The 18,515-nt window shown below is 62.3% G+C and carries 18 protein-coding genes; 11 read left to right on the top strand and 7 right to left on the bottom strand.

The window, feature by feature from the left end; translation table 11 throughout:
* Positions 1-8: 8 nt before the first annotated feature.
* The 5 genes from acuI to sixA form a co-directional block, all read right to left on the bottom strand.
* Positions 9-998 carry an acrylyl-CoA reductase (NADPH) gene (acuI, locus tag M1P90_RS25890; RefSeq protein WP_483698470.1) on the bottom strand — a complete coding sequence of 330 codons (990 nt, stop codon included), beginning with the start codon at positions 996-998 and terminating at the stop codon, positions 9-11.
* Positions 999-1,405: 407 nt separating this feature from the next.
* Positions 1,406-2,356 carry a threonine/serine dehydratase gene (locus tag M1P90_RS25885; RefSeq protein WP_483698469.1) on the bottom strand — a complete coding sequence of 317 codons (951 nt, stop codon included), beginning with the start codon at positions 2,354-2,356 and terminating at the stop codon, positions 1,406-1,408.
* A gap of 11 nt (positions 2,357-2,367) precedes the next feature.
* Positions 2,368-3,636, bottom strand: coding sequence for an MFS transporter (locus M1P90_RS25880; protein WP_483698468.1), 1,269 nt, complete (start codon positions 3,634-3,636; stop codon positions 2,368-2,370).
* A gap of 305 nt (positions 3,637-3,941) precedes the next feature.
* Positions 3,942-6,011: an NAD(+) synthase gene (locus M1P90_RS25875; protein ID WP_483698467.1), complete on the bottom strand. Its 2,070-nt coding sequence runs from the start codon at positions 6,009-6,011 to the stop codon at positions 3,942-3,944.
* Positions 6,012-6,015: 4 nt separating this feature from the next.
* Positions 6,016-6,492 (bottom strand): phosphohistidine phosphatase SixA, encoded by a 477-nt coding sequence (gene sixA / locus M1P90_RS25870; RefSeq protein ID WP_483698466.1) that lies wholly within the window; start codon positions 6,490-6,492, stop codon positions 6,016-6,018.
* A gap of 98 nt (positions 6,493-6,590) precedes the next feature.
* Here sixA and guaA point away from each other — a divergent pair, with 98 nt between their 5' ends.
* The 10 genes from guaA to phoU all read left to right on the top strand — a co-directional run bounded on the left by guaA (position 6,591) and on the right by phoU (position 15,961).
* On the top strand, positions 6,591-8,156 hold the full coding sequence (guaA, locus tag M1P90_RS25865; protein WP_483698465.1) for a glutamine-hydrolyzing GMP synthase: 1,566 nt from the start codon (positions 6,591-6,593) through the stop codon (positions 8,154-8,156).
* 185 nt (positions 8,157-8,341) lie between these two features.
* Positions 8,342-9,463: a serpin family protein gene (locus M1P90_RS25860; protein WP_483698464.1), complete on the top strand. Its 1,122-nt coding sequence runs from the start codon at positions 8,342-8,344 to the stop codon at positions 9,461-9,463.
* 16 nt (positions 9,464-9,479) lie between these two features.
* Complete coding sequence (mvk, locus tag M1P90_RS25855) at positions 9,480-10,514, top strand: mevalonate kinase (RefSeq protein WP_483698463.1); 1,035 nt, start codon at positions 9,480-9,482, stop codon at positions 10,512-10,514.
* Between the two features lie 67 nt (positions 10,515-10,581).
* Positions 10,582-11,646, top strand: a complete 1,065-nt coding sequence (gene mnmA, locus M1P90_RS25850) for a tRNA 2-thiouridine(34) synthase MnmA (RefSeq protein ID WP_483698462.1) — start codon at positions 10,582-10,584, stop codon at positions 11,644-11,646.
* Positions 11,647-11,693: 47 nt separating this feature from the next.
* Positions 11,694-11,942, top strand: coding sequence for a hypothetical protein (locus tag M1P90_RS25845; RefSeq protein WP_483698461.1), 249 nt, complete (start codon positions 11,694-11,696; stop codon positions 11,940-11,942).
* 96 nt (positions 11,943-12,038) lie between these two features.
* Positions 12,039-12,473, top strand: a complete 435-nt coding sequence (locus M1P90_RS25840; RefSeq protein WP_483698460.1) for a hypothetical protein — start codon at positions 12,039-12,041, stop codon at positions 12,471-12,473.
* Between the two features lie 144 nt (positions 12,474-12,617).
* Positions 12,618-13,619, top strand: coding sequence for a DUF1385 domain-containing protein (locus tag M1P90_RS25835; RefSeq protein ID WP_483698459.1), 1,002 nt, complete (start codon positions 12,618-12,620; stop codon positions 13,617-13,619).
* A 74-nt stretch (positions 13,620-13,693) separates the two neighbouring features.
* Positions 13,694-14,515: a DUF4388 domain-containing protein gene (locus tag M1P90_RS25830; RefSeq protein ID WP_483698458.1), complete on the top strand. Its 822-nt coding sequence runs from the start codon at positions 13,694-13,696 to the stop codon at positions 14,513-14,515.
* 109 nt (positions 14,516-14,624) lie between these two features.
* A complete protein-coding gene (locus M1P90_RS25825) occupies positions 14,625-15,155 on the top strand; it encodes a GTP-binding protein (RefSeq protein WP_483698457.1) in 531 nt (176 codons plus the stop codon).
* Between the two features lie 146 nt (positions 15,156-15,301).
* Positions 15,302-15,961 (top strand): phosphate signaling complex protein PhoU, encoded by a 660-nt coding sequence (phoU, locus tag M1P90_RS25820; protein ID WP_483698456.1) that lies wholly within the window; start codon positions 15,302-15,304, stop codon positions 15,959-15,961.
* 73 nt (positions 15,962-16,034) lie between these two features.
* On the opposite strand, the gene M1P90_RS25815 is transcribed toward phoU, so the two are convergent.
* The gene (locus tag M1P90_RS25815; protein WP_483698455.1) at positions 16,035-16,583 is read right to left on the bottom strand and encodes a single-stranded DNA-binding protein; all 549 of its coding nucleotides are present in this window, start codon (positions 16,581-16,583) and stop codon (positions 16,035-16,037) included.
* 259 nt (positions 16,584-16,842) lie between these two features.
* Between M1P90_RS25815 and M1P90_RS25810 the strand changes: the two genes are divergently transcribed.
* On the top strand, positions 16,843-17,268 hold the full coding sequence (locus M1P90_RS25810) for an OsmC family protein (RefSeq protein WP_483698454.1): 426 nt from the start codon (positions 16,843-16,845) through the stop codon (positions 17,266-17,268).
* Between the two features lie 2 nt (positions 17,269-17,270).
* On the opposite strand, the gene M1P90_RS25805 is transcribed toward M1P90_RS25810, so the two are convergent.
* Positions 17,271-18,392 (bottom strand): glycosyltransferase family 4 protein, encoded by a 1,122-nt coding sequence (locus M1P90_RS25805; protein WP_483698453.1) that lies wholly within the window; start codon positions 18,390-18,392, stop codon positions 17,271-17,273.
* Between the last annotated feature and the right edge of the window lie 123 nt (positions 18,393-18,515).

Below are 18,515 nucleotides of genomic sequence, written 5' to 3'. Positions count from 1 at the left end.
CCCTGCGATTATGCCTGGCTTACATCCACCACCACGCGCCCGCGCACCTGCCCGTCCAGAAGTTGCCCGGCTACGGCGGGAACGTCGCGCAGCGCCACAACCTGCACCATCTGGTTCAGCAGGTCGGCCGGCAGGTCGCGGGCGATGCGTGCCCAGGCGGCCGGGCGCTTCTCGGCTGGGTAGCGCACCGATTCGACGCCCAGGAGCTTCACGCCACGCAGAATAAAGGGAAACACGGTCGTGTTCAGCTCCATACCGCCGGCGTTGCCGCAGGCCGCCACGCTGCCCCAGTAGGCCGTAGTGCGCAGCGCAGCCGCCAGCGTCGGCCCACCAACCGTGTCGATCACGCCGCCCCAGCGCTCGCTTTCCAGCGGGCGACCCTCGGCGGGCAGACGGCCAATCACGTCGGACGCGCCCAATTCGCGCAGGTAGGCGGCTTCATCGGCGCGCCCGGTGGAAGCGACCACCGTGTGACCGGCGCGTGTCAGCAAAGCCACAGCCACGCTGCCAACCCCGCCGGCCGCGCCCGTCACCAGCACTTCGCGCCCAGCTGCGATGCCATGTTCCTCAAGCGCCAGCACGCACAGCATTGCGGTGAAACCTGCCGTACCAACGCCCATTGCGGCGCGCGCATCGAGGCCGGCCGGCAGTGGCACCAGCCAGTCGCCGCGCACACGCGCGCGCTGCGCCAGCCCGCCCCAGTGATTTTCGCCCACGCCCCAGCCAGTGAGCACCACCGCGTCGCCGGGCTTGTACCCGGGGTGCTGCGACTCCGCAACCGTGCCCGCAAAGTCGATACCGGGCACCATTGGGAAGTTGCGAATGATCTTGCCGCGCCCGGTGATCGCCAGACCATCTTTATAGTTCAGGCAGGAATAGGCAATATCGACCAGCACATCGCCGGCCGGCAGCGCGCCCGTTTCGAGCGTTTGAATGCCCGCAACCGTGCGCCCGTCGCGCTGCTCAAGCACCAGCGCCTGGAATGAATCACTCGCCATCGACGCTCCTCCTCGTGTTCAAATTTTGAGTTTTGAGTTTTGAATGCTGAATTGATCGTTAGCAGGTTAGCAAGTTGCACGTTCGCAAGTTCACCGAAGGCAATTGGTTGCCAGCACCCTTCGATACGCGCTACGCGCTACTCAGGATGCCATAGTTGACTCTCGCCAGTCGCCGTTCATCGTTCACCCACGGCAACCTGCAAACCAAATCTCCGTGCCTCTGTGCCTCTGTGGTGAACCTTCCATTATTCGTCGTTCATCATTGGCCCACGGAACCTGCAACCCGCAACCTGTAAACCTGCAAACCAAATCTCCGTGCCTCCGTGCCTCTGTGGTGAATCTTCCGTCAGCTGTCCTTGACCTACGGGAACCTGCAACCTGTAAACCTGTAAACCTGCAACCCCGCCCTACGCAATCTGCCGAATCGTTTCGATGCCGACATTGCCGCCGCAGATCACAATCGCCACGGTTTTGCCGCGCCAGCGCGCCGGGTCGTGCAGGTAGGCCGCCACTGCCACGCCCGCCGCGCCCTCGATCAGCAGGTGCTCGTCGGCCAGGCAGGTGCGCATGGCGGCGGCAATGGCACTCTCCTCGGCCAGAACATACTCGTCCACCAGCGTGCGGCACAGCTCAAACGTGATCGAGCCCGCCTCGATGCCGCCCGCCGTGCCATCGGACAGCGTGGGCAGCGTGGGCATATCGAGCAACTGGCCGGCCTGCACCGAGGCCGCCATCACGGGCGAGTTGGCTGGCAGGCAGCCAACGATTGTAGGCGGGGCCGGCTGCGCCTTGAGGAAGGCCGCCATGCCGCCAATCAGGCCGCCACCACCAACCGCCACCAGCAGCGCGTCGAGCTGCGGCAGCTGGCGCGCCAGCTCGGCGGCGACCGTACCCTGGCCGCACACGACATCCCAGTCGTTATACGGCGAAACATAGGCCAGGCCGTGTTCTTCGGCATATTGGCGGGCAAAACGCTCGGTCACCACGCTATCGTTGCCGTGGCGGCGCACTTCGGCCCCACGCTGGCGGATGGCGGCGATCTTGGCAGGCGCGGCGCGCTCGGGCACGAATATCAGCGCGTGGGTGCCAAGCTGCGCGCAAGCGTAGGCCAGCGCCGCGCCATGATTGCCTGATGACGCGGCCACCACGCCCTGCGCGCGCTGATCGGCGGGCATGCGCAGCAGCTTATTCATCACGCCGCGCAGCTTGAACGAGTGTGTGTGCTGAACGTTTTCCAGCTTCAGGAACACCTGCGCGCCGCCCAGGGCGCTCAGTGCCGGCGCAAAATCCAGCGGCGTTTCGCGCACATACGGCCGGATGCGCGCTTCGGCCTCGGCAATTGCTGCGTGCAGTTCCACGTCCGCTCCTTTCACTCGCCCACGCCGCCCGCCAGCACTGGCTCGGCATGTGCGGCTGGCGCGCGCCACAGCAGCGCCAGCATCAACAGCCCGGTGGGAACGAAGACCATCGCCATTATCAGCGCCAGCGAGCGCGGCGCCCAACCCGCGTCGGATGCCAGCCCGGCGCCATAGTTCGAAAGCGCGCTTGTGAGCGTGAGCAGCGCGCCTTCCACCGCAAACACGCGCCCCTGCAAGCGGTTCGGCACATTCATTTGCAGCAGCGAGGTGCTGAACACCCACTGCGTGCTGCCGCCAATGTGCGCCAGCATCACGCCCAGCCACGCCAGCACGAGCGAGGGCGAGCCGCTCACGGCGATGTAGCCCAGCGCGGTAAGCAGGAACGATGGGCCGATCGCACGCCGCAGAAAGCGCGCGCCGTCGCCGCCAAGCCGCCGCGCAACCAGCGGGCCAATGCCCGCGCCAACGCCACGCGCCGCGTATAGTAGCCCAATGCTGAGCGCGCCATCCGCGCCGAGCGGGAAAACCTGCCGCCCAAACAGCGTCAGCAGCAGCAGCACGCCGCCGCCCAGGCTCCACAGCCCTTTGGTGAGGGTGTACACCGCGATATCATAGCGGCTGAACACATACGCCAGCCCTTCGCGCAGTTCGTGCAGGCCGCTGGTAGGCGTGCGCTCGCGGTGGTGGGTTTCGTGCACGGGCACCGCCCAGATGAACAGCGCGGCCAGCACGAATGAGATTGAGTCGAGAATGAACGCCGCGTCGGTGCCGAGCGTGCCCGCCACCACGCCGCCCAGCGCCGCGCCAACCGCCAGCATGGCCGACCATGTCGCGCCGCTGATTGCATTCGCGGCGATCAGCTGGTCGCGGGTGGTGATGTTGGGCGTGATCGCGGTGCGCGCCGGGTCGAAAAACGCCACCAGCGACATTTTGCCAATCGCGACGACATAGATGATCCAGATCTGGCTGGCGTCGCGCACCAGCAGGAAAAGCAGCACCAGCGCCGCGCAGCCCAGGTTCGAAGCGATCATTACCAGCTTGCGCGGCAGACGGTCGACGATGACGCCGGCAAACATGCCCACGAACGCTGCGGGCAGAAATTGCGCAACCATCAGCGCGCCCACCGCCTGGCCCGAGCCGGTCAGCCGCAGCAGCAGCGCAAACAGCGCGATCGAGTCGAACCAGTCGCCGAGCTGGCTGACTACCTGGCCATACCAGAGCCGCCGGAATGCAATGTTGTTGCGCAGCAGCCCAAGGTAGCCAACCGATTGAGTAGACATAAAACGAGCCTCTCCAGAAACGACATTCGCGCATTATAGACGATGTTGGAGAGGCGCTGCCAGCGGGTGAGGTTAGTTGGAAGGTTGCAGGTTTGCATGTTGCAGGTTGACGACCGACGAGCGACATTATCACCGCAAAGACGCAAAGGGCGAGGAGGGTTTCGGGTTTGAGTGTTTACAGATTGTAGATTTACAGGTTTACAAGTTTCAGGTTCTACGTTCGCCCGTTAGAGGTTACTGCAAACTGCATAGTGCCAACTGGCTACTGAATATTGGCATTGTGTCTCCCCATCTCCTTGTCTCCCTCACTCGCCCGGCACGTTTGCGCGCAGCTCGGCCAGCCACGCGTCGGCGGTAGCATCGCTGGGGGCACGCCAGTCGCCGCGGGGCGAGAGCGAGCCGCCCGAGCCGACTTTCGGGCCATTCGGCACGGCCGAGCGCTTGAACTGGCTGATCTGGAAGAAGCGGAACAGAAACACCTCGAGCCAGCGCCGGATCGTCGCGAGATCGTAGGCGTTGCGCGACCCTTCGGGAAGACCCAGCGGCCACTCGCCGCGCTCGCGTGCGTGCCAGGCGTTGTAGCTCAAAAACGCCACTTTGCTTGGCCGGAAGCCGTAGCGCGTAATGAAGTACAGGTTAAAATCCTGCAATTCATACGGCCCGATTGTGGCCTGCGTGCTTTGCGCGGGCTTGCTCTGGTCGCCGGCATCGTGCGGCACCAGCTCGGGCGAAATCTCGGTGTCGAGGATCGATTGCAGCGTGCTGTTGGCGGCTGCGTCGAACTGGCCCGAGTCGATCACCCAGCGGATGAGGTGCTGGATCAGCGTTTTTGGCACCGAGGCGTTGACGTTGTAGTGCGACATGTGGTCGCCCACGCCATAGGTCGCCCAGCCCAGCGCCAGCTCGCTCAGGTCGCCCGTGCCAAGCACCAATGCGTTATGGTAATTCGCCAGGCGGAACAGGTGCGAGGTGCGCTCGCCGGCCTGCACATTCTCGAACGTGATGTCGTAGACGGGCTGGCCGCTGGCGTAGGGGTGGCCGATGTCGCGCAGCATTTGCATGCACGACGGGCGAATGTCGATCTCTGCGGCCGTCGCGCCAAGCGCCCCCATCAGCGCGTGCGCGTTGTGCAGCGTGGTGCTGCTGGTGGCAAAACCGGGCATGGTGTAGGCCAGAATGTTGGCGCGCGGCAGGCCGAGCCGGTCCATCGTGCGGGCCGCCACAATCAGCGCCTGCGTCGAATCCAGCCCGCCCGAGACGCCAATCACCACGCGCTCGATGCCGGTGCTGGCGAGCCGCTTCATCAGGCCGTGCACCTGGATGTTGTAGGCTTCGTAGCAGCGCTCGTCGCGCTTGCTGGGGTCGTTCGGCACGTAGGGAAAGCGCTCAACGGCGCGGTCGAGCGTGATTGCGCCAGCCGGCACGGCGAACTCAAACACCACGCGCCGCATAGTGCGCAAGTGCTCGCGATGGTCGGCGGCGGCGTCGGCGAAGCTGGTGGTGCGCATGCGATCCTGCGCCAGCCGCTCCAGGTCGATGTCGCCCAGGATGAGCTGCTCGTCGCTGGCGAAGCGCTCGGACTCGGCCAGCAGCTCGTTGTTCTCGTAGATCAGCGCGTCGCCATCCCAGGCCAGGTCGGTGGTCGATTCGCCCGGCCCGGCGGCCGAGTAGAGATAAGCCGCGATGCAGCGCCCCGACTGGCCGGCGCACAGCGCGCGGCGATATTCGGCCTTGCCGATCGTGATGTTGCTGGCCGAAAGGTTCGCCAGCACGGTCGCGCCGGCCAGCGCCGCGTAGGTACTCGGCGGGATGGGCGTCCACACATCTTCGCAAATTTCGGCGTGCACGGTAAAGTTGGGCAGGGTGCTGGCTTCAAACAGCAGGTCGGGGCCGAAGGGCACCTGCGCGCCGAGAAAATTCACCTCGCGGGCCAGCGCGGCGCGGGCGGGCGCAAACTGGCGCTTTTCATAGAACTCGCGGTAGTTCGGCAGGTAGCTTTTCGGCGCAATGCCCAGCACGCGCCCGCGATAGATCGCCACCGCGCAGTTGAACAGCTTCTGCTCGAAGCGCAGCGGCGCGCCCACCAGCAGCAGCGGGGTCAGCTCGCGGCTCGCTTCCACCAGGCCGGCCAGCGCCGCCATGGTCGCGTCGAGCAGGGCATCCTGGTGAAACAGGTCGTCGTTGCTGTAGGCCGAAATGCCAAGCTCGGGGAAAAGCGCCAGCGCGGCGCCGGCCTCGGAGGCGCGGCGGGCCAGCGCGAGCGTGCGCTCGGCGTTCGCGGATGGGTCGGCCACGCGCACGCCTGGGATGCCAACGGCGACGCGCGCAAAGCCGTGGGTGTAGAGCGAAAAGAACGGGTGATTGGCGGCTGGCATGGGCTTACTCCACGCTGCGCATCACGCGCGGCGGCATCAGCCACACCAGCGTGCCCGCGCCCGCTTCCAGCCGCTCGGTGTCAACGCGCGCCAGGCCGCCTTTTTTCATCTGCACGCTGCTGCCGCCGGTCAGCTCGGCAATCATGCTGCTGAAATCGGGCTCGTGGCCCACCAGCATCACGCGCTCGGCAATGCGGTGCTCGCCAAGCAGGCTGAACAGTTGCGGCAGGTCGCAGCCCGAACTTAGCTCGTCGGCCAGCTGCAGGCTGATCTTCAGCTCGCGCGCTACGATCTGGGCGGTTTCGTGGGCGCGCACCAATGGGCTGCTCAACAGCACGTCGAGGTGCAGGTTCAGCCCGCGCAGGCCGCGCGCGACCTCGCGCATCTTGCTGATGCCTTCTTTTGTTAATGCGCGGCTGGCGTCGTTGCCGTCGGGGCTGGTATCGGCCGCGATGCCGTGTCGCAGAAAGTAGAGTTCCACAAAGCCTCCCTGTGCTATAATCAGGCCCGGCCGGGCTTCAGCTGAAACCTGCAACCTGCAACCTTCGAACTTCCAAACGCATGGATGGAAATGCTATTATGACTCAAGTTTCGGTTCCTGTGCTCGATTTTGGCGGGCAAACCGCGCAGCTGCTGGTGCGGCGGGTGCGCGAGCTGGGCGTGTACAGCGAGCTGCTGCCGCACGATGCTTCGGAAGCGGATGTGCGCAGGCTCAACCCGCAGGGCATCATTCTGTCGGGCGGGCCGGCCAGCGTGTACGAGCCGGGCGCGCCACAAATGCCCTCCTGGCTGCTCAACGCCAATCTGCCGGTGCTGGGCGTGTGCTATGGCATGCAGCTCCAGAGCTACGCGCTGGGCGGGCAGGTCGCCCCGCCGGCCGAGCGCGAGTTTGGCCCCGCCACCATTGAAATTCTCGACGCCCACGCCCTTTTCACTGATACGCCGAACGAACAGCTGGTGTGGATGAGCCACGGCGACCGCCTGGAAGCCATGCCCACAGGTTTCCACTCGCTGGCGCGCAGCGCGAACTCGCCCTTCGCGGCCATGGGCGACGACACGCGCCGCTGGTATGGCATTCAGTTCCACCCGGAAGTCGTTCACACGCGCTTTGGCCGCGATCTGCTGCGGAATTTCGTGCATGGCGTGTGCGGCTGCGGCAACGACTGGCAGGCATCCAGCTTTGTCGCCGAAGCGATCGAGCGCATTCGCGCGCAAGTCGGCAGCGGCAAGGTACTTTGCGCGCTGTCGGGCGGCGTCGACTCGGCCGTGGCGGCGTTGCTCATTCACCGCGCCGTGGGCGACCAGCTCACCTGCGTGTTTGTCGACAACGGGCTGCTGCGCCTGGGCGAAGCCGCGCAGGTGGTCGAAACCTTCCGCGAGCACTTTCACGTCCCGCTTGTTGCCGTCGATGCCGCCGAGGAATTTCTTTCCGCGCTCGAAGGCGTAGCCGACCCCGAGCGCAAGCGCAAGATCATTGGCGAGAAGTTCGTGCGCATCTTCGAGCGCGAAGCCCGCCGCATTGGCGACCCTTCGACTGGCTCGGGGCAGGCTGTTGAGTTCCTGGCGCAGGGCACGCTTTACCCCGACGTGATCGAAAGCAAAGCGCCTGACCGGCAGAAGGGCGTGACGATCAAAACGCACCATAACGTCGGCGGGCTGCCGGCCGACATGCAGCTCAAGCTGGTCGAGCCGCTGCGCTACCTGTTCAAGGACGAAGTGCGCGCCGCTGGCCTGGAGCTGGGCCTGCCCGAAGACTGGGTCTGGCGGCATCCCTTCCCCGGTCCCGGCCTGGGCGTGCGCATCCTCGGGCCGGTGAGCTGGGAGCGCGCCGAAACGCTGCGCCGCGCCGACGCGATCTTTATTGGCGAGCTGCGCGCCGCCGGCCTGTATCGCGCCACCCAGCAGGCGTTCGCGGTGCTGCTGCCCATCCAGAGCGTCGGCGTCATGGGCGATGGCCGCACCTACGCCGATGTGATCGCCCTGCGCGCCGTCACCACCGAGGACTACATGACCGCCGACTGGGCGCGCCTGCCAGAAGATCTGCTGGCCCGCGTTAGCAGCCGGATCGTCAACGAAGTGCCGGGCGTCAATCGCGTCGTGTACGACATTTCGAGCAAGCCGCCCTCCACGATTGAGTGGGAATAGCCAAGTGTAGCGCCAAAATCTGGCGAGCTTCCTGAGTGCGCGTAGCGCGTATCGAAGAGGCGAGCCAGACAAGCGCATGGCCGGCACGGCGGTACGCGCTGTGCTACAATATTGCATACGGGCGGCCTGTTGGGCCGCCTTTCCCAACCAGTTCGCCAGCCCGGTCGCTGGCAAGGAGCGCCCGTATGATCAAAAGCAGCCCGATTGCCGCCGTCAGCGCCACGTTTGCCTGCCGGCTGTTCACCACGCTGGCCGAGCGCAGCGCGGGCGAAAATGTGTTTGTGTCGCCGGCCAGTGTCGCGCTGGCGCTGGCAATGCTCCATAGCGGTGCGCGCGGCGAAACCCAGCGCGCCCTGGCAAACGTGCTCGATCTCGGTGGCGCCGACGCCGACGACCTGAACCAGGCCAGCGCCGCGCTTCAGCAGCAGCTCGCCCGCCTCGACGACCATATCAAGCTCTCGGTCGCGAATGCCCTGTGGGTCAGCGAAAATGTGCGGCTCGACGATGATTTCGCGCGCACCACCGAGCGCTGCTACGACGCCGCGATTCGCCCGCTTGATTTCGCGCACCAGCCCGCTGCACGCATCATCAACAGTTGGGTGGAAGAGCATACGGCCGGGAAGATCGAGCGCATTGTCGAGCAGGTCGACCGCGACACGCTGCTGATGCTGGTGAACGCAATCTACTTCAAAGGCGAATGGACCGAGCCGTTCAACCGCCAGCTCACGCAGGATGGCCCGTTCACGCTGGCGGGCGGGCAGCAGATCCAGCACCCGCTTATGGCGCAGCGCGGGCGCTTCCGCTACCTCGAAGATCGCGCCTTTCAGGCCGTGGCGCTGCCCTACGGCGGCGGGCGCGTGTGCATGTACATCTTCCTGCCACGCGGCAGCCTCGAAGATTTCACCCACCAGCTCAGCGGCAAGCGCTGGGATAGTTGGATGAGCCATTTCAGCTCCACTGAAGGTCGGCTGGTGCTGCCACGCTTCCGCGCCAAGTACGAGGCCAAGCTGAACGACGCGCTCAAATCGCTTGGTATGGGCATCGCCTTCGAGCAGCGCGCCGATTTTGGGGCGATGACCGATGGCAGCGAGCCCCTGCGCATCGACGAAGTGCGCCACAAGACCTTTGTTGAAGTGAATGAAGAAGGCACCGAGGCCGCCGCCGTCACATCCGTTGGCATGCTGCGCGCTTCGTTCTCGCCCAAGAAAACCTTCTCCATGGTGGTCGACCGCCCGTTCTTCTGCGCCATTCGCGACGAGCGCAGCGGCGCGCTGCTGTTTATGGGCGCGATCAACAATCCTGCCTGATGGCGTTTCCGCATCTATGCACGCTGTTGACACAACCACAATACGCCCAACGAATCCGGTCGACGCGATTGGGAGTGCGCCGGCCAAGCTCATTCTCTGCGGCGAACACGCCGTGGTATATGGCCGGCCCGCGATTGCGCTGCCGCTGGACGATATTCGTGCCCGCGCGCGCGTGCGGCTCGGTGCGCCGCACACGGGCATCGTTGTGTTCGCCACCTCGCTGCGCCGCCGCTGGCGCGTTGCCGAAGACCCACACACCCCACTGAACGAGCTGATCCTCGCGACCGTCGCCCAGCTCGCACCCGGCACGCTGCCCGATCTGCGCATCAGCATCCGTTCCGGCATTCCCATTGCCAGCGGCATGGGCAGCGGAGCAGCAGTTGCCACGGCAATTGTGCGCGCACTTGCCGGCTCCTTCGGCCAAAAACTGACCGCCGCCACCATTTCTTCCATGGTCTATGCCAGCGAGCAGCGCTTCCACGGCACGCCCAGCGGCATCGACAACACCGTGATCGCGTTCGAACAGCCAATCTGGTACATCCGCCCGCCTACCGATGGCGATGCCGCCCGCCCCGCGCCGATCATCCAGCCAGCAAGCATTGCCACGCCCTTTACGCTGCTGGTTGGCGACACGGGCGTGCGCAGCCCGACGCGCGCCCCCGTGGGCGAGGTACGCGCGCGCTGGCAGGCCAGCACCACTGCCTACAACTGCCTGTTCGACAACGTTGCGCTGCTGGCCTACCGCATCCGCGATTGCCTGGCGGCGGGCGCGATTTCTGAACTCGGCCCGCTGCTCAGCCAGAACCACGCGCTGCTCCAGCAGATTGGCGTTTCCTCGCCCGAGCTCGACGCGCTGGTGGCCGCGGCCATGCGGGCGGGCGCGCTTGGTGCCAAGCTTTCTGGCGCTGGCTGGGGTGGCGTGATGCTCGCGCTGGCAACGCCCGAAACCGCCCCGCAGATCGCGTACGCGCTCAAAGCTGCTGGCGCGCGCCGCGTCTTCGAAACCACCGTCGCCCCATATTCCGGCGCGCCAGCGCCAGATACGGTATAATATCCGCTGGTTCGCGTGGTGCGAACCCCGCCACAGCGCGGGTATCAGCAATACAGAAACAACTCCTATGGCAAAAATACTTGTCGCCATGAGCGGCGGCGTCGATAGCTCGCTTGTGGCTGCCTTGCTCCACGAAGCCGGCCACGACGTTACTGGCGTAACCATGCACCTGTGGGACGATGACGACGGCCGCCTGGCCGAGAGTTTGTGCTGCTCGCAGGAAATGACCGACAGCGCCCGCCGCGTCTGCTCGCAGCTTGGCATTCCCTACTATGTCTTCAACTACCAGAAAGAATTCCGCCGCCACGTCATCGACTACTTTCTGAACGAATACGCGCAGGGCTACACGCCCAACCCCTGCCTGGCCTGCAACCGCGACATCAAATTCCGCGCGCTGATGGTGCGCGCCACTGCACTGGGCATGGATTATGTCGCCACCGGGCATTACGCCCGCATTCAGCAGGAGAATGGCGTTTACCAACTGCTGCGCGCCCGCGACCGCGACAAAGATCAATCGTACATGCTGCACATGCTTCAGCAGGATGATCTGGCGCGGCTGATGTTCCCAATCGGCGAATACAGCAAGCCGCAGGTGCGTGCCCTCGCCGCCGAGCGCGGTCTCGCCAGCGCCGACCGGCCGGAAAGCCAGGACATCTGCTTCGTGCCGGGCGGCGATTATCGCAACCTCTTGCGCGAAGAGCAGCCTGCCAGCCTGCGCCCCGGCCCGATTGTCGACATGCAGGGCCGCGAACTTGGCCGCCATGAAGGTCTGCCGCTCTATACCATCGGGCAGCGGCGCGGCCTCGGCATCGCCGCCAGCGAGCCGCTCTACGTCACCGCGCTCGACTCGGCGCGCAATGCCGTGGTGGTTGGCCCGAAAACCGCGCTTGAGCGCGGCTCATTGCAGGCAAGCGGCGTCGTTTTTGTGGATGGCGCGTGGCCAGCGAAGCCATTCGAATGCCTCGCGCAGATCCGCTCACACGCCGATCCAGTCGCAGCCAGCGTCACGCCCAGCGCCAATGGCGAGCTTACCGTTGCCTTTGCGCAGCCGCTGCGCGCCGTCACGCCCGGCCAGGCCGTGGTGCTCTACGACGGCGATCGGGTACTGGGTGGCGGGCGCATTGGCGCATAGCACATAAAGGAAATGGCGCGTCATCAAGCGGCGCGCCACACACATCTATGTCGCCTGTTATCGTCCTGCTGCTGCTGATCGCAACCGCCAGCGCCGCGCTCGCGCACTTGCTGTGGGGCCGGCGCCTCATCCAATTGCCAATCTTCCTGCTTGCCGCCTTTGCAGGTTGCCTGGTCGCCTACGCCTCGGGCCTGCGCCTCCCCTTGCCGCTTTTCACGCCTGCTGGCGTTCCTGTGCTCGAAGCGGTGCTTGCGGCGTGGATATTGCTTGCTGTTGCCTCGCGATTACGAGTATGATATAATCGCGCCCGTATAGCCCTTCTGAAAGAGATCGAGCACACTTTCAGCCTGGTTGCGACGCCACGCCGCACTGCGCCAGTAGAGGAGATTGTCTTGAAAAAATGGATCGGCATTGGCTTAGCCGTAATTGCCCTGATTACGATCGCCTTTATTGTTGCATCATATTTGTACCCCGATTTTCGCGAAGCCACGCGCGACATCGCGATTGTTATTCTGGCCGTGTTCCAGATGATCGGCGCGCTGCTGACGGCGGCCCTGCTGCTGGCGGTGCTCTATGCCGTCTTCGCAATCAAGCGCCTCGCCACCGACACCATCGTTCCCAAAGTCGATCTGCTCACCAACAAGCTCGACGGCGTGATAGAAAATACCAAGTCGATCACCGGCAATCTGAAGGACACCACCGCTTCGGTTGGCACAACAACCTCGTATGTGGCCGAGCAGGTTGTCTCGCCGGTTATTCGCGTCTCGGGCCTGATCGCTGGCGTGCGTGCGGCGGCCACATTTCTTGCCCGGCGCGGCGAGCAATAATCAAAAACCCCAGTTGGCCCCCCCCCATGTGGTACCCGATCCCTATTGTCGGGCGTGTTGCTACGTGGTATCATACAGTCGGTCGGGTTCGCATACCTACCACACCAAGATGCGTTCCGGCTTCCGGGTAGTCAGGTTTATTCCATGAGTGTCAAGCGTTTTCCATATGGTGGGCAGGCAGTTCTTGAAGGCGTGATGATGCGCGGACTGCATCAGGCTACCGTCGCCGTTCGCAACGCCGCTGGCGAAATCGTCTTTCGCCACGAGGCACTGAATGTCAAGAAGCGGCACGCCTGGGAAACGCTCCCGTTTCTGCGCGGAATTCTGATGCTTTGGGACGCGCTGAGCCTGGGAACACGGGCGCTGAACTTTTCGGCCGCTGTGGCCCTTGCCGACGAAGAGCAAGCCGAAGCCGCCCGAACTGGCAAGCCGGCCACTGCGGAAAAGCCCACCGCCGACGGTCCGGTCACAGGCATGATGTTGCTATCGCTCGTTTTTGGTGTTGGCCTGTTTTTTGTTCTGCCAACATTTGTGGCGAGCTTCTCGGAAGGTTTTGGGGCAACACCAACCATTCGCGAAGCTATCAAAAGCATCCTGCAACTCACAATTTTTGTTGGGTATATTGGCGGCATAAGTCTCCTGCCTGATGTAAAGCGCTTATTTGGCTATCATGGCGCCGAGCATAAAACAATTAATGCCTACGAGGCCGGGGCTCCGCTCACAGTCGACCGAGTTCGCGATTTTACGCTGATCCATCCACGCTGTGGCACAAGCTTTTTGCTTGTTGTGCTATTACTTAATTTTGTTATATCGTTTTTGCTTGTTCGCGACTGGCCGTTGCTTTGGCGTATTTTGAGCCATATCCCGCTGATTCCCCTGATTGCGGCAATTAGCTACGAGCTTTTACGTCTTTCGGCAGCAAATTATCATCGTGCATGGGTGCGCGTTCTGGTTGCACCGTCACTCGCCTTTCAGAAATTGACCACTCGCGAACCCGATGACACCATGATTGCGGTTGCAATTGCCGCCTTACTGCCAGTTCTTGCATCCGATGGCGTTACCCTTGGCGAACATGACCCGGCGCTGGCAGGTGGGCTGCCTGCTCCAAGCACGCCACTGCCCGATGCTCAACAGGCGTTTGTCTAACCTAAAACACGTGCTATGCACACTGGCGGCTTCGAAACTCGCTAACCTCTCACGCCTGTGAGCGGAGGAAGACAATGGCGCTGGTCGGTAACATACGGGATTTCGGTTTATCCGACTTTTTATATCTCGTTGATCGCGGTTATAAAACAGGTTGCTTGCACCTTAGCCGCCTTGATGAAGAAGTGTCGCTGTATTTCGACAAAGGAAAGCTGATTACAGCCGCGCGCAAGGATCAGAACGCATCGGTTACCGATTTGCTGGTCAGCAAGAATAAACTGACCACGCAGCAAGCTAGCGGGGCTACCGAGGCGCAGCGCAACAACGGTGGCGCAAATCTCTCGCAGATTTTACTGCAGCACGAGTATATCTCGCGCGAAGAATTACAAAAAGTTTTGCAACAGCATATCGAAGAATCGGTCTACTTGCTTTTTGGTTGGCCCGAAGGTGAGTTCCGCTTCGAGCAAAACCAGCGTCCTGATCTGACTGCGCCGATTATGCCAATACCGCTGCCGGTTGAACACCTGATTATGGAAGGTGTGCGGCGCATAGATGAGTGGAGCCGAATCAAAGATCGTATTCCAAGCAACGATCTTGTGGTTAAGTTCGTAGAGCAGCCTGGTGATAAAGCTAAAGGCGTGCAGCTTGCTCCGGAAGAATGGCGCGTGTTTGCCCGAATCAATGGAAAAGACACGCTGGCGGAAATCGCACAGAAAACCAATCTGAGCGAATTTGATGTGAGCCGTATTGTTTATGGCTTTCTCACTGCTGGATTGGTCGATGTTATTAAGAAGCCGAAGCCCATGCCGGTAACGGCAAGTGGGCGGCCAATGGCCGAAGCGCCAAAGGTCAAGCGCGGGCTGGTATCTCGGATCATCAATCGTATTCGCGGAATGTGATGCTCGGGTGCGGCGTTCGCCAGAGCAGCCGCATATACAAAAAGAGCGCCGTATGTCTTTCTGGCCGGCAACGGTCGTTTAAGGCACTACACCGCAGCGGAGGGCCGGTGTGCAGACGGTAAAAATGGTTATCAGCGGAGCGGTGAACGCGGGTAAAACCGAGTTCATCAAAGCCATCAGTGAAATCGAGGTAGTGTCCACCGAACGGCGGGCTACCGACGATACCAAGCTGATCAAAAAAGAGACAACAGTCGCGATGGACTTTGGCCGTATCGCGATTGCTGATGATCTGGTGCTCCATCTGTTCGGCACGCCCGGGCAGAAACGGTTCGACTTCATGTGGGAAATTCTTTCGGAGGGTATGCTCGGTCTGGTAATTCTGGTCGACAGCACCCGCCCTGAGACCTTCCGCGAAACGAACCGAATCATCGATTTCTTCGTCTCGTATCGCGATACGCCGTATGTCGTGGCCGCGAACAAGCAAGATAAACCGAATGCCTGGTCGCCCGATGAACTGCGGCTTGCCTTGCGCCTGCCTGCTCATGTCAAAGTGCTGCCGTGTATTGCTTCCGACCGAGAAAGCGTAAAGCAAGTTTTGCTTGAGCTGCTTTATGTTATTTTGCAGCAGAGCGAAGAGTAAATTTGCTCTTCTTTAACACAGCGCGAGCGTATGCTCGCGCTGTTTCTTTTTTGCGACTGATTAAGACTCTGTGATCGGCGCTTGCATGCTACAATGGCGCTATCGAAATGATGAGTGGGACACCAGATAGATTGAGGAGGAACGTGATGCGACCACGCGAGCATTATGAGCAGCAGCTGGAAGGTTTGCACACGGAGCTACGGGCGCTTGGCCAGATGGTCATCGTGTCGATAACGCGCGCAATCGCTGCGCTTCGCCAGCAGGATATTGATGCTGCAAAACAAATCATTGCCGACGACGATCGCATTGATCAGGCACAATACCGGCTGGAAGAACACGCGCTGGTTGTGATGGCTACGCAGCAGCCCATGGCGCGCGACCTGCGCCGCATTGTTGCGGCGATTGAGATTGCCAGTGAGCTTGAGCGCATTGGCGATTATTCCAAAGGCATTGCGAAAATAACTGTTCGCCACGGTGATCAGCCATTGGTGAAGCCCTTGATGGATATTCCGCAAATGGCAGAACAAGCGATTAATATGCTTGGCAGCGCGCTTGACGCCTATGTGAACGAGGACGCTGCTGCTGCGCGCAAGCTCAGCAATGCCGACGACACGGTGGACGAGCTCGTCTCGCACATGCGCTCGGGCCTGATTGAGATGATTCAGAGCGACCCGTCGGTAACATCGCGCGCGGTTGACCTGCTGTTTGTGACCCATAATCTTGAGCGTATTGCCGACCGAACGACCAATATTGCCGAGCGTGTGATTTTTATCGACAGCGGCGATATTGTTGAGCTGAACTCGTAGGGTATGCATTTGCCACTAAAAACCCCGCGGCCCGTTATGGGCCGCGGAGTTTTTAGTGAGTATATTCAGATCTTTAGAACGGCAGATCTTCGTCGTTGTCGATTGCCTGAGGAACATTCCGCGAAGGCGCGCGCGTGGCCGGGGCCGCTGCCCGCGACGAGCCGCCATTCGAAGGGCGCGGGGCGGCAGCAGGCGCAGGTGCTGGCGCAGCGCGGCGGGCAGGCGCCGGGGCGGGAATGTCTTCTTCCATTGGAGCTTCGTAGTCGTTGCCGCCAGCCGGGCGATCCTGCCGACTCGACAGAATGATCATGTCGTTGGCGATGACCTCGGTGCTGTAGCGATCCTGGCCATTCTGATCCTGCCACTTGCGTGTTTGCAGGCGGCCTTCGACATAGACCCGCGTACCTTTCGTTAGGTACTGATTGCAGATCTCGCCCAGTTTGTCCCACGCAACCACGCGAAACCATTCGGTGTCGTCGTGCTGCGAGCCGTCGGACGATTTCCAGGCGCGACCCGACGCGACGCGAAACGTGGTGACTGCGCTTCCCTGTGCGGTGTAGCGCATCTCGGGATCTGCACCAAGGTGGCCGGTGAGCATCACTTTGTTGAGATCTTTTGCCATGGCTTTCCTCCTCGTGTTTGAAATTACGGAATCGTACCACTCAGCCTTACCGTACAAACTCACCTATGCACCACCAACTGCCGCATAGCGAATGGGCAGCAACGGCGAAGTACATGCTGTCATCTTAGCATGTATGTTCCAGATCGTCAAGAATTTTATGGGCGAACTATTGGGTATAATCTCTGCGCAATCTGTTGCTGCAAAACTTGCTTCAGCACGTATTACGAGGGTAATTCGCATACAGCAAAGGGGTGCTTCTATGGCAGAAGTGATTGTTCACAGCGTTGGCAATTTGCGTCAGGAGATCGACGCAGGCGCGCACACGCTGATTGCCGATGAGCCAGCGGATGTTGGCGGCGACAATAGTGGGCCTAATCCTTACGAGCTGCTGCTTGGGGCGATCGGCGCGTGCACTTCGATGACGCTGCTGATGTACGCGCGGCGCAAGCAGTGGCCGCTGGAGGATGTTGAGGTGCGAATGAGCCACCGGCGCGATTATCACCGCGATTGTGAGGAGTGCGCCGATAAGCCGGTGCAGCTTGATGTGATTGAGCGGCGAATCACGCTGAAGGGCGAGCTTGACGAGGCGCAGCGAACGCGCCTGCTTGAGATTGCGGAAAAGTGCCCAGTGCATCGCACGCTGACTGGCACGCTCGAAGTGCGCGACACGCTGGAAAACGCGTAGCTCTACCCTTCCAGCACGCGCAGGGTTTCGGCTGCGCAGCGCTGCCAGGTAAAGGTGGCGGCGCGAGCTAAGCCGCGCGCGCGCAGATTGGCGCGCAAAGCTGCGTCGCTCAGCAGCCGGCCCAGGCCGCCAGCAATCGCGGCGATATCGGCGGGATCGACAAGGAGTGCAGCCTCGCCGGCGACCTCGGGCAGGGAAGACGTGGTGGAGGTGAGAACCGGCGTGCCGCAGGCCATTGCTTCCAGCACCGGCATGCCAAACCCTTCGTAGAGCGAGGGGAAGGCGAACGCGAGCGCGCCGCTGAGCAGCGCAGGCACATCCTCGTCGGGCACGTAGCCGGTGAAGCGAACTCGTTCGGCAACGCCAAATGCCGCGGCGCGCTGCTCGATTGCCTCGGTAAGCCAGCCGCGCTTGCCGGCAATCACAAGCGCAAGCGGATCGGCAGGCGATTGCGCCACTAGCTGCGCAAAAGCTTCGATCAGGCGCACAAGGTTTTTGCGCGGCTGGACGGTGCCAATGTAGCATAAATACGGCTCGGCAATGCCATAGCGTTCCTGCACAATCGCGCGGGCGTTTGGCACGGGCCGGAAGCGCGGCGACAGGCCGTGGTGAATCACCGTGATTTTGGCGGGATTGACGCCCGTATAGCGCACCAGATCATCGCGCGTGGCGCCCGAGATCGCAATTACATGCGAGGCGGCGCGGGCGCTCCACCATGTCGAAAGGCGCAGGTAGCGCCGGTGCAGCGGCGTATGTGCTTCGGGAAAGTGCACGTAGCCCATGTCGTGGATGGTGGCGACCGAGCGAAAGCGACGCAGGGGCGCGCCTAACGGTAGCACATGGGCGGGAACAAATAACGTATCGGGTGGGCGCAGCGCCAGTTCGGCCGAAAGGCGCGCGTGTGTCCACAACCGCCGGAAGGGCATGCTGCGCAGCGCGAAATTCGGCCCGAGTGGCGGCAGCGCGGCGGGGCGCTGGTTGCAGTAGAGCGTATAGCGATTGCGCCGGTCGAGTTCGGCCAGGGCTGCAATCAGCTCATAGGTATAGTGTTCCGTGCCGGTGCGGGTATCGACCGCAATACGGCTGGCATCAATGCCGATCCGGCTGGGCATGTTGCTTGGCATAGCGGCGATTGTATCGCAAAATAGCCTGGCGTCAATCGAGCAATATTTTCAGAAAGCCAGCGTTTTTGGCGAGCTTGTGCTATAATGATAACCCGTTCAAGCCTGATGCCTGCACGCCCCGTA

This window comes from Kouleothrix sp. 19917, assembly GCF_057073505.1.
This window is presented reverse-complemented; position numbering and strand designations above follow the sequence as displayed.

Coding starts and splice junctions, on each gene's coding strand:
- guaA (WP_483698465.1), top strand. CDS start 6,591: ATGACTCAAGTTTCGGTTCCTGTGCTCGATTTTGGCGGGCAAACCGCG.
- M1P90_RS25810 (WP_483698454.1), top strand. CDS start 16,843: ATGGCAGAAGTGATTGTTCACAGCGTTGGCAATTTGCGTCAGGAGATC.
- M1P90_RS25835 (WP_483698459.1), top strand. CDS start 12,618: ATGAGTGTCAAGCGTTTTCCATATGGTGGGCAGGCAGTTCTTGAAGGC.
- M1P90_RS25860 (WP_483698464.1), top strand. CDS start 8,342: ATGATCAAAAGCAGCCCGATTGCCGCCGTCAGCGCCACGTTTGCCTGC.
- M1P90_RS25805 (WP_483698453.1), bottom strand. CDS start 18,392: ATGCCAAGCAACATGCCCAGCCGGATCGGCATTGATGCCAGCCGTATT.
- M1P90_RS25880 (WP_483698468.1), bottom strand. CDS start 3,636: ATGTCTACTCAATCGGTTGGCTACCTTGGGCTGCTGCGCAACAACATT.
- acuI (WP_483698470.1), bottom strand. CDS start 998: ATGGCGAGTGATTCATTCCAGGCGCTGGTGCTTGAGCAGCGCGACGGG.
- M1P90_RS25830 (WP_483698458.1), top strand. CDS start 13,694: ATGGCGCTGGTCGGTAACATACGGGATTTCGGTTTATCCGACTTTTTA.
- M1P90_RS25875 (WP_483698467.1), bottom strand. CDS start 6,011: ATGCCAGCCGCCAATCACCCGTTCTTTTCGCTCTACACCCACGGCTTT.
- mvk (WP_483698463.1), top strand. CDS start 9,480: ATGCACGCTGTTGACACAACCACAATACGCCCAACGAATCCGGTCGAC.
- phoU (WP_483698456.1), top strand. CDS start 15,302: ATGCGACCACGCGAGCATTATGAGCAGCAGCTGGAAGGTTTGCACACG.
- M1P90_RS25845 (WP_483698461.1), top strand. CDS start 11,694: ATGTCGCCTGTTATCGTCCTGCTGCTGCTGATCGCAACCGCCAGCGCC.
- M1P90_RS25815 (WP_483698455.1), bottom strand. CDS start 16,583: ATGGCAAAAGATCTCAACAAAGTGATGCTCACCGGCCACCTTGGTGCA.
- mnmA (WP_483698462.1), top strand. CDS start 10,582: ATGGCAAAAATACTTGTCGCCATGAGCGGCGGCGTCGATAGCTCGCTT.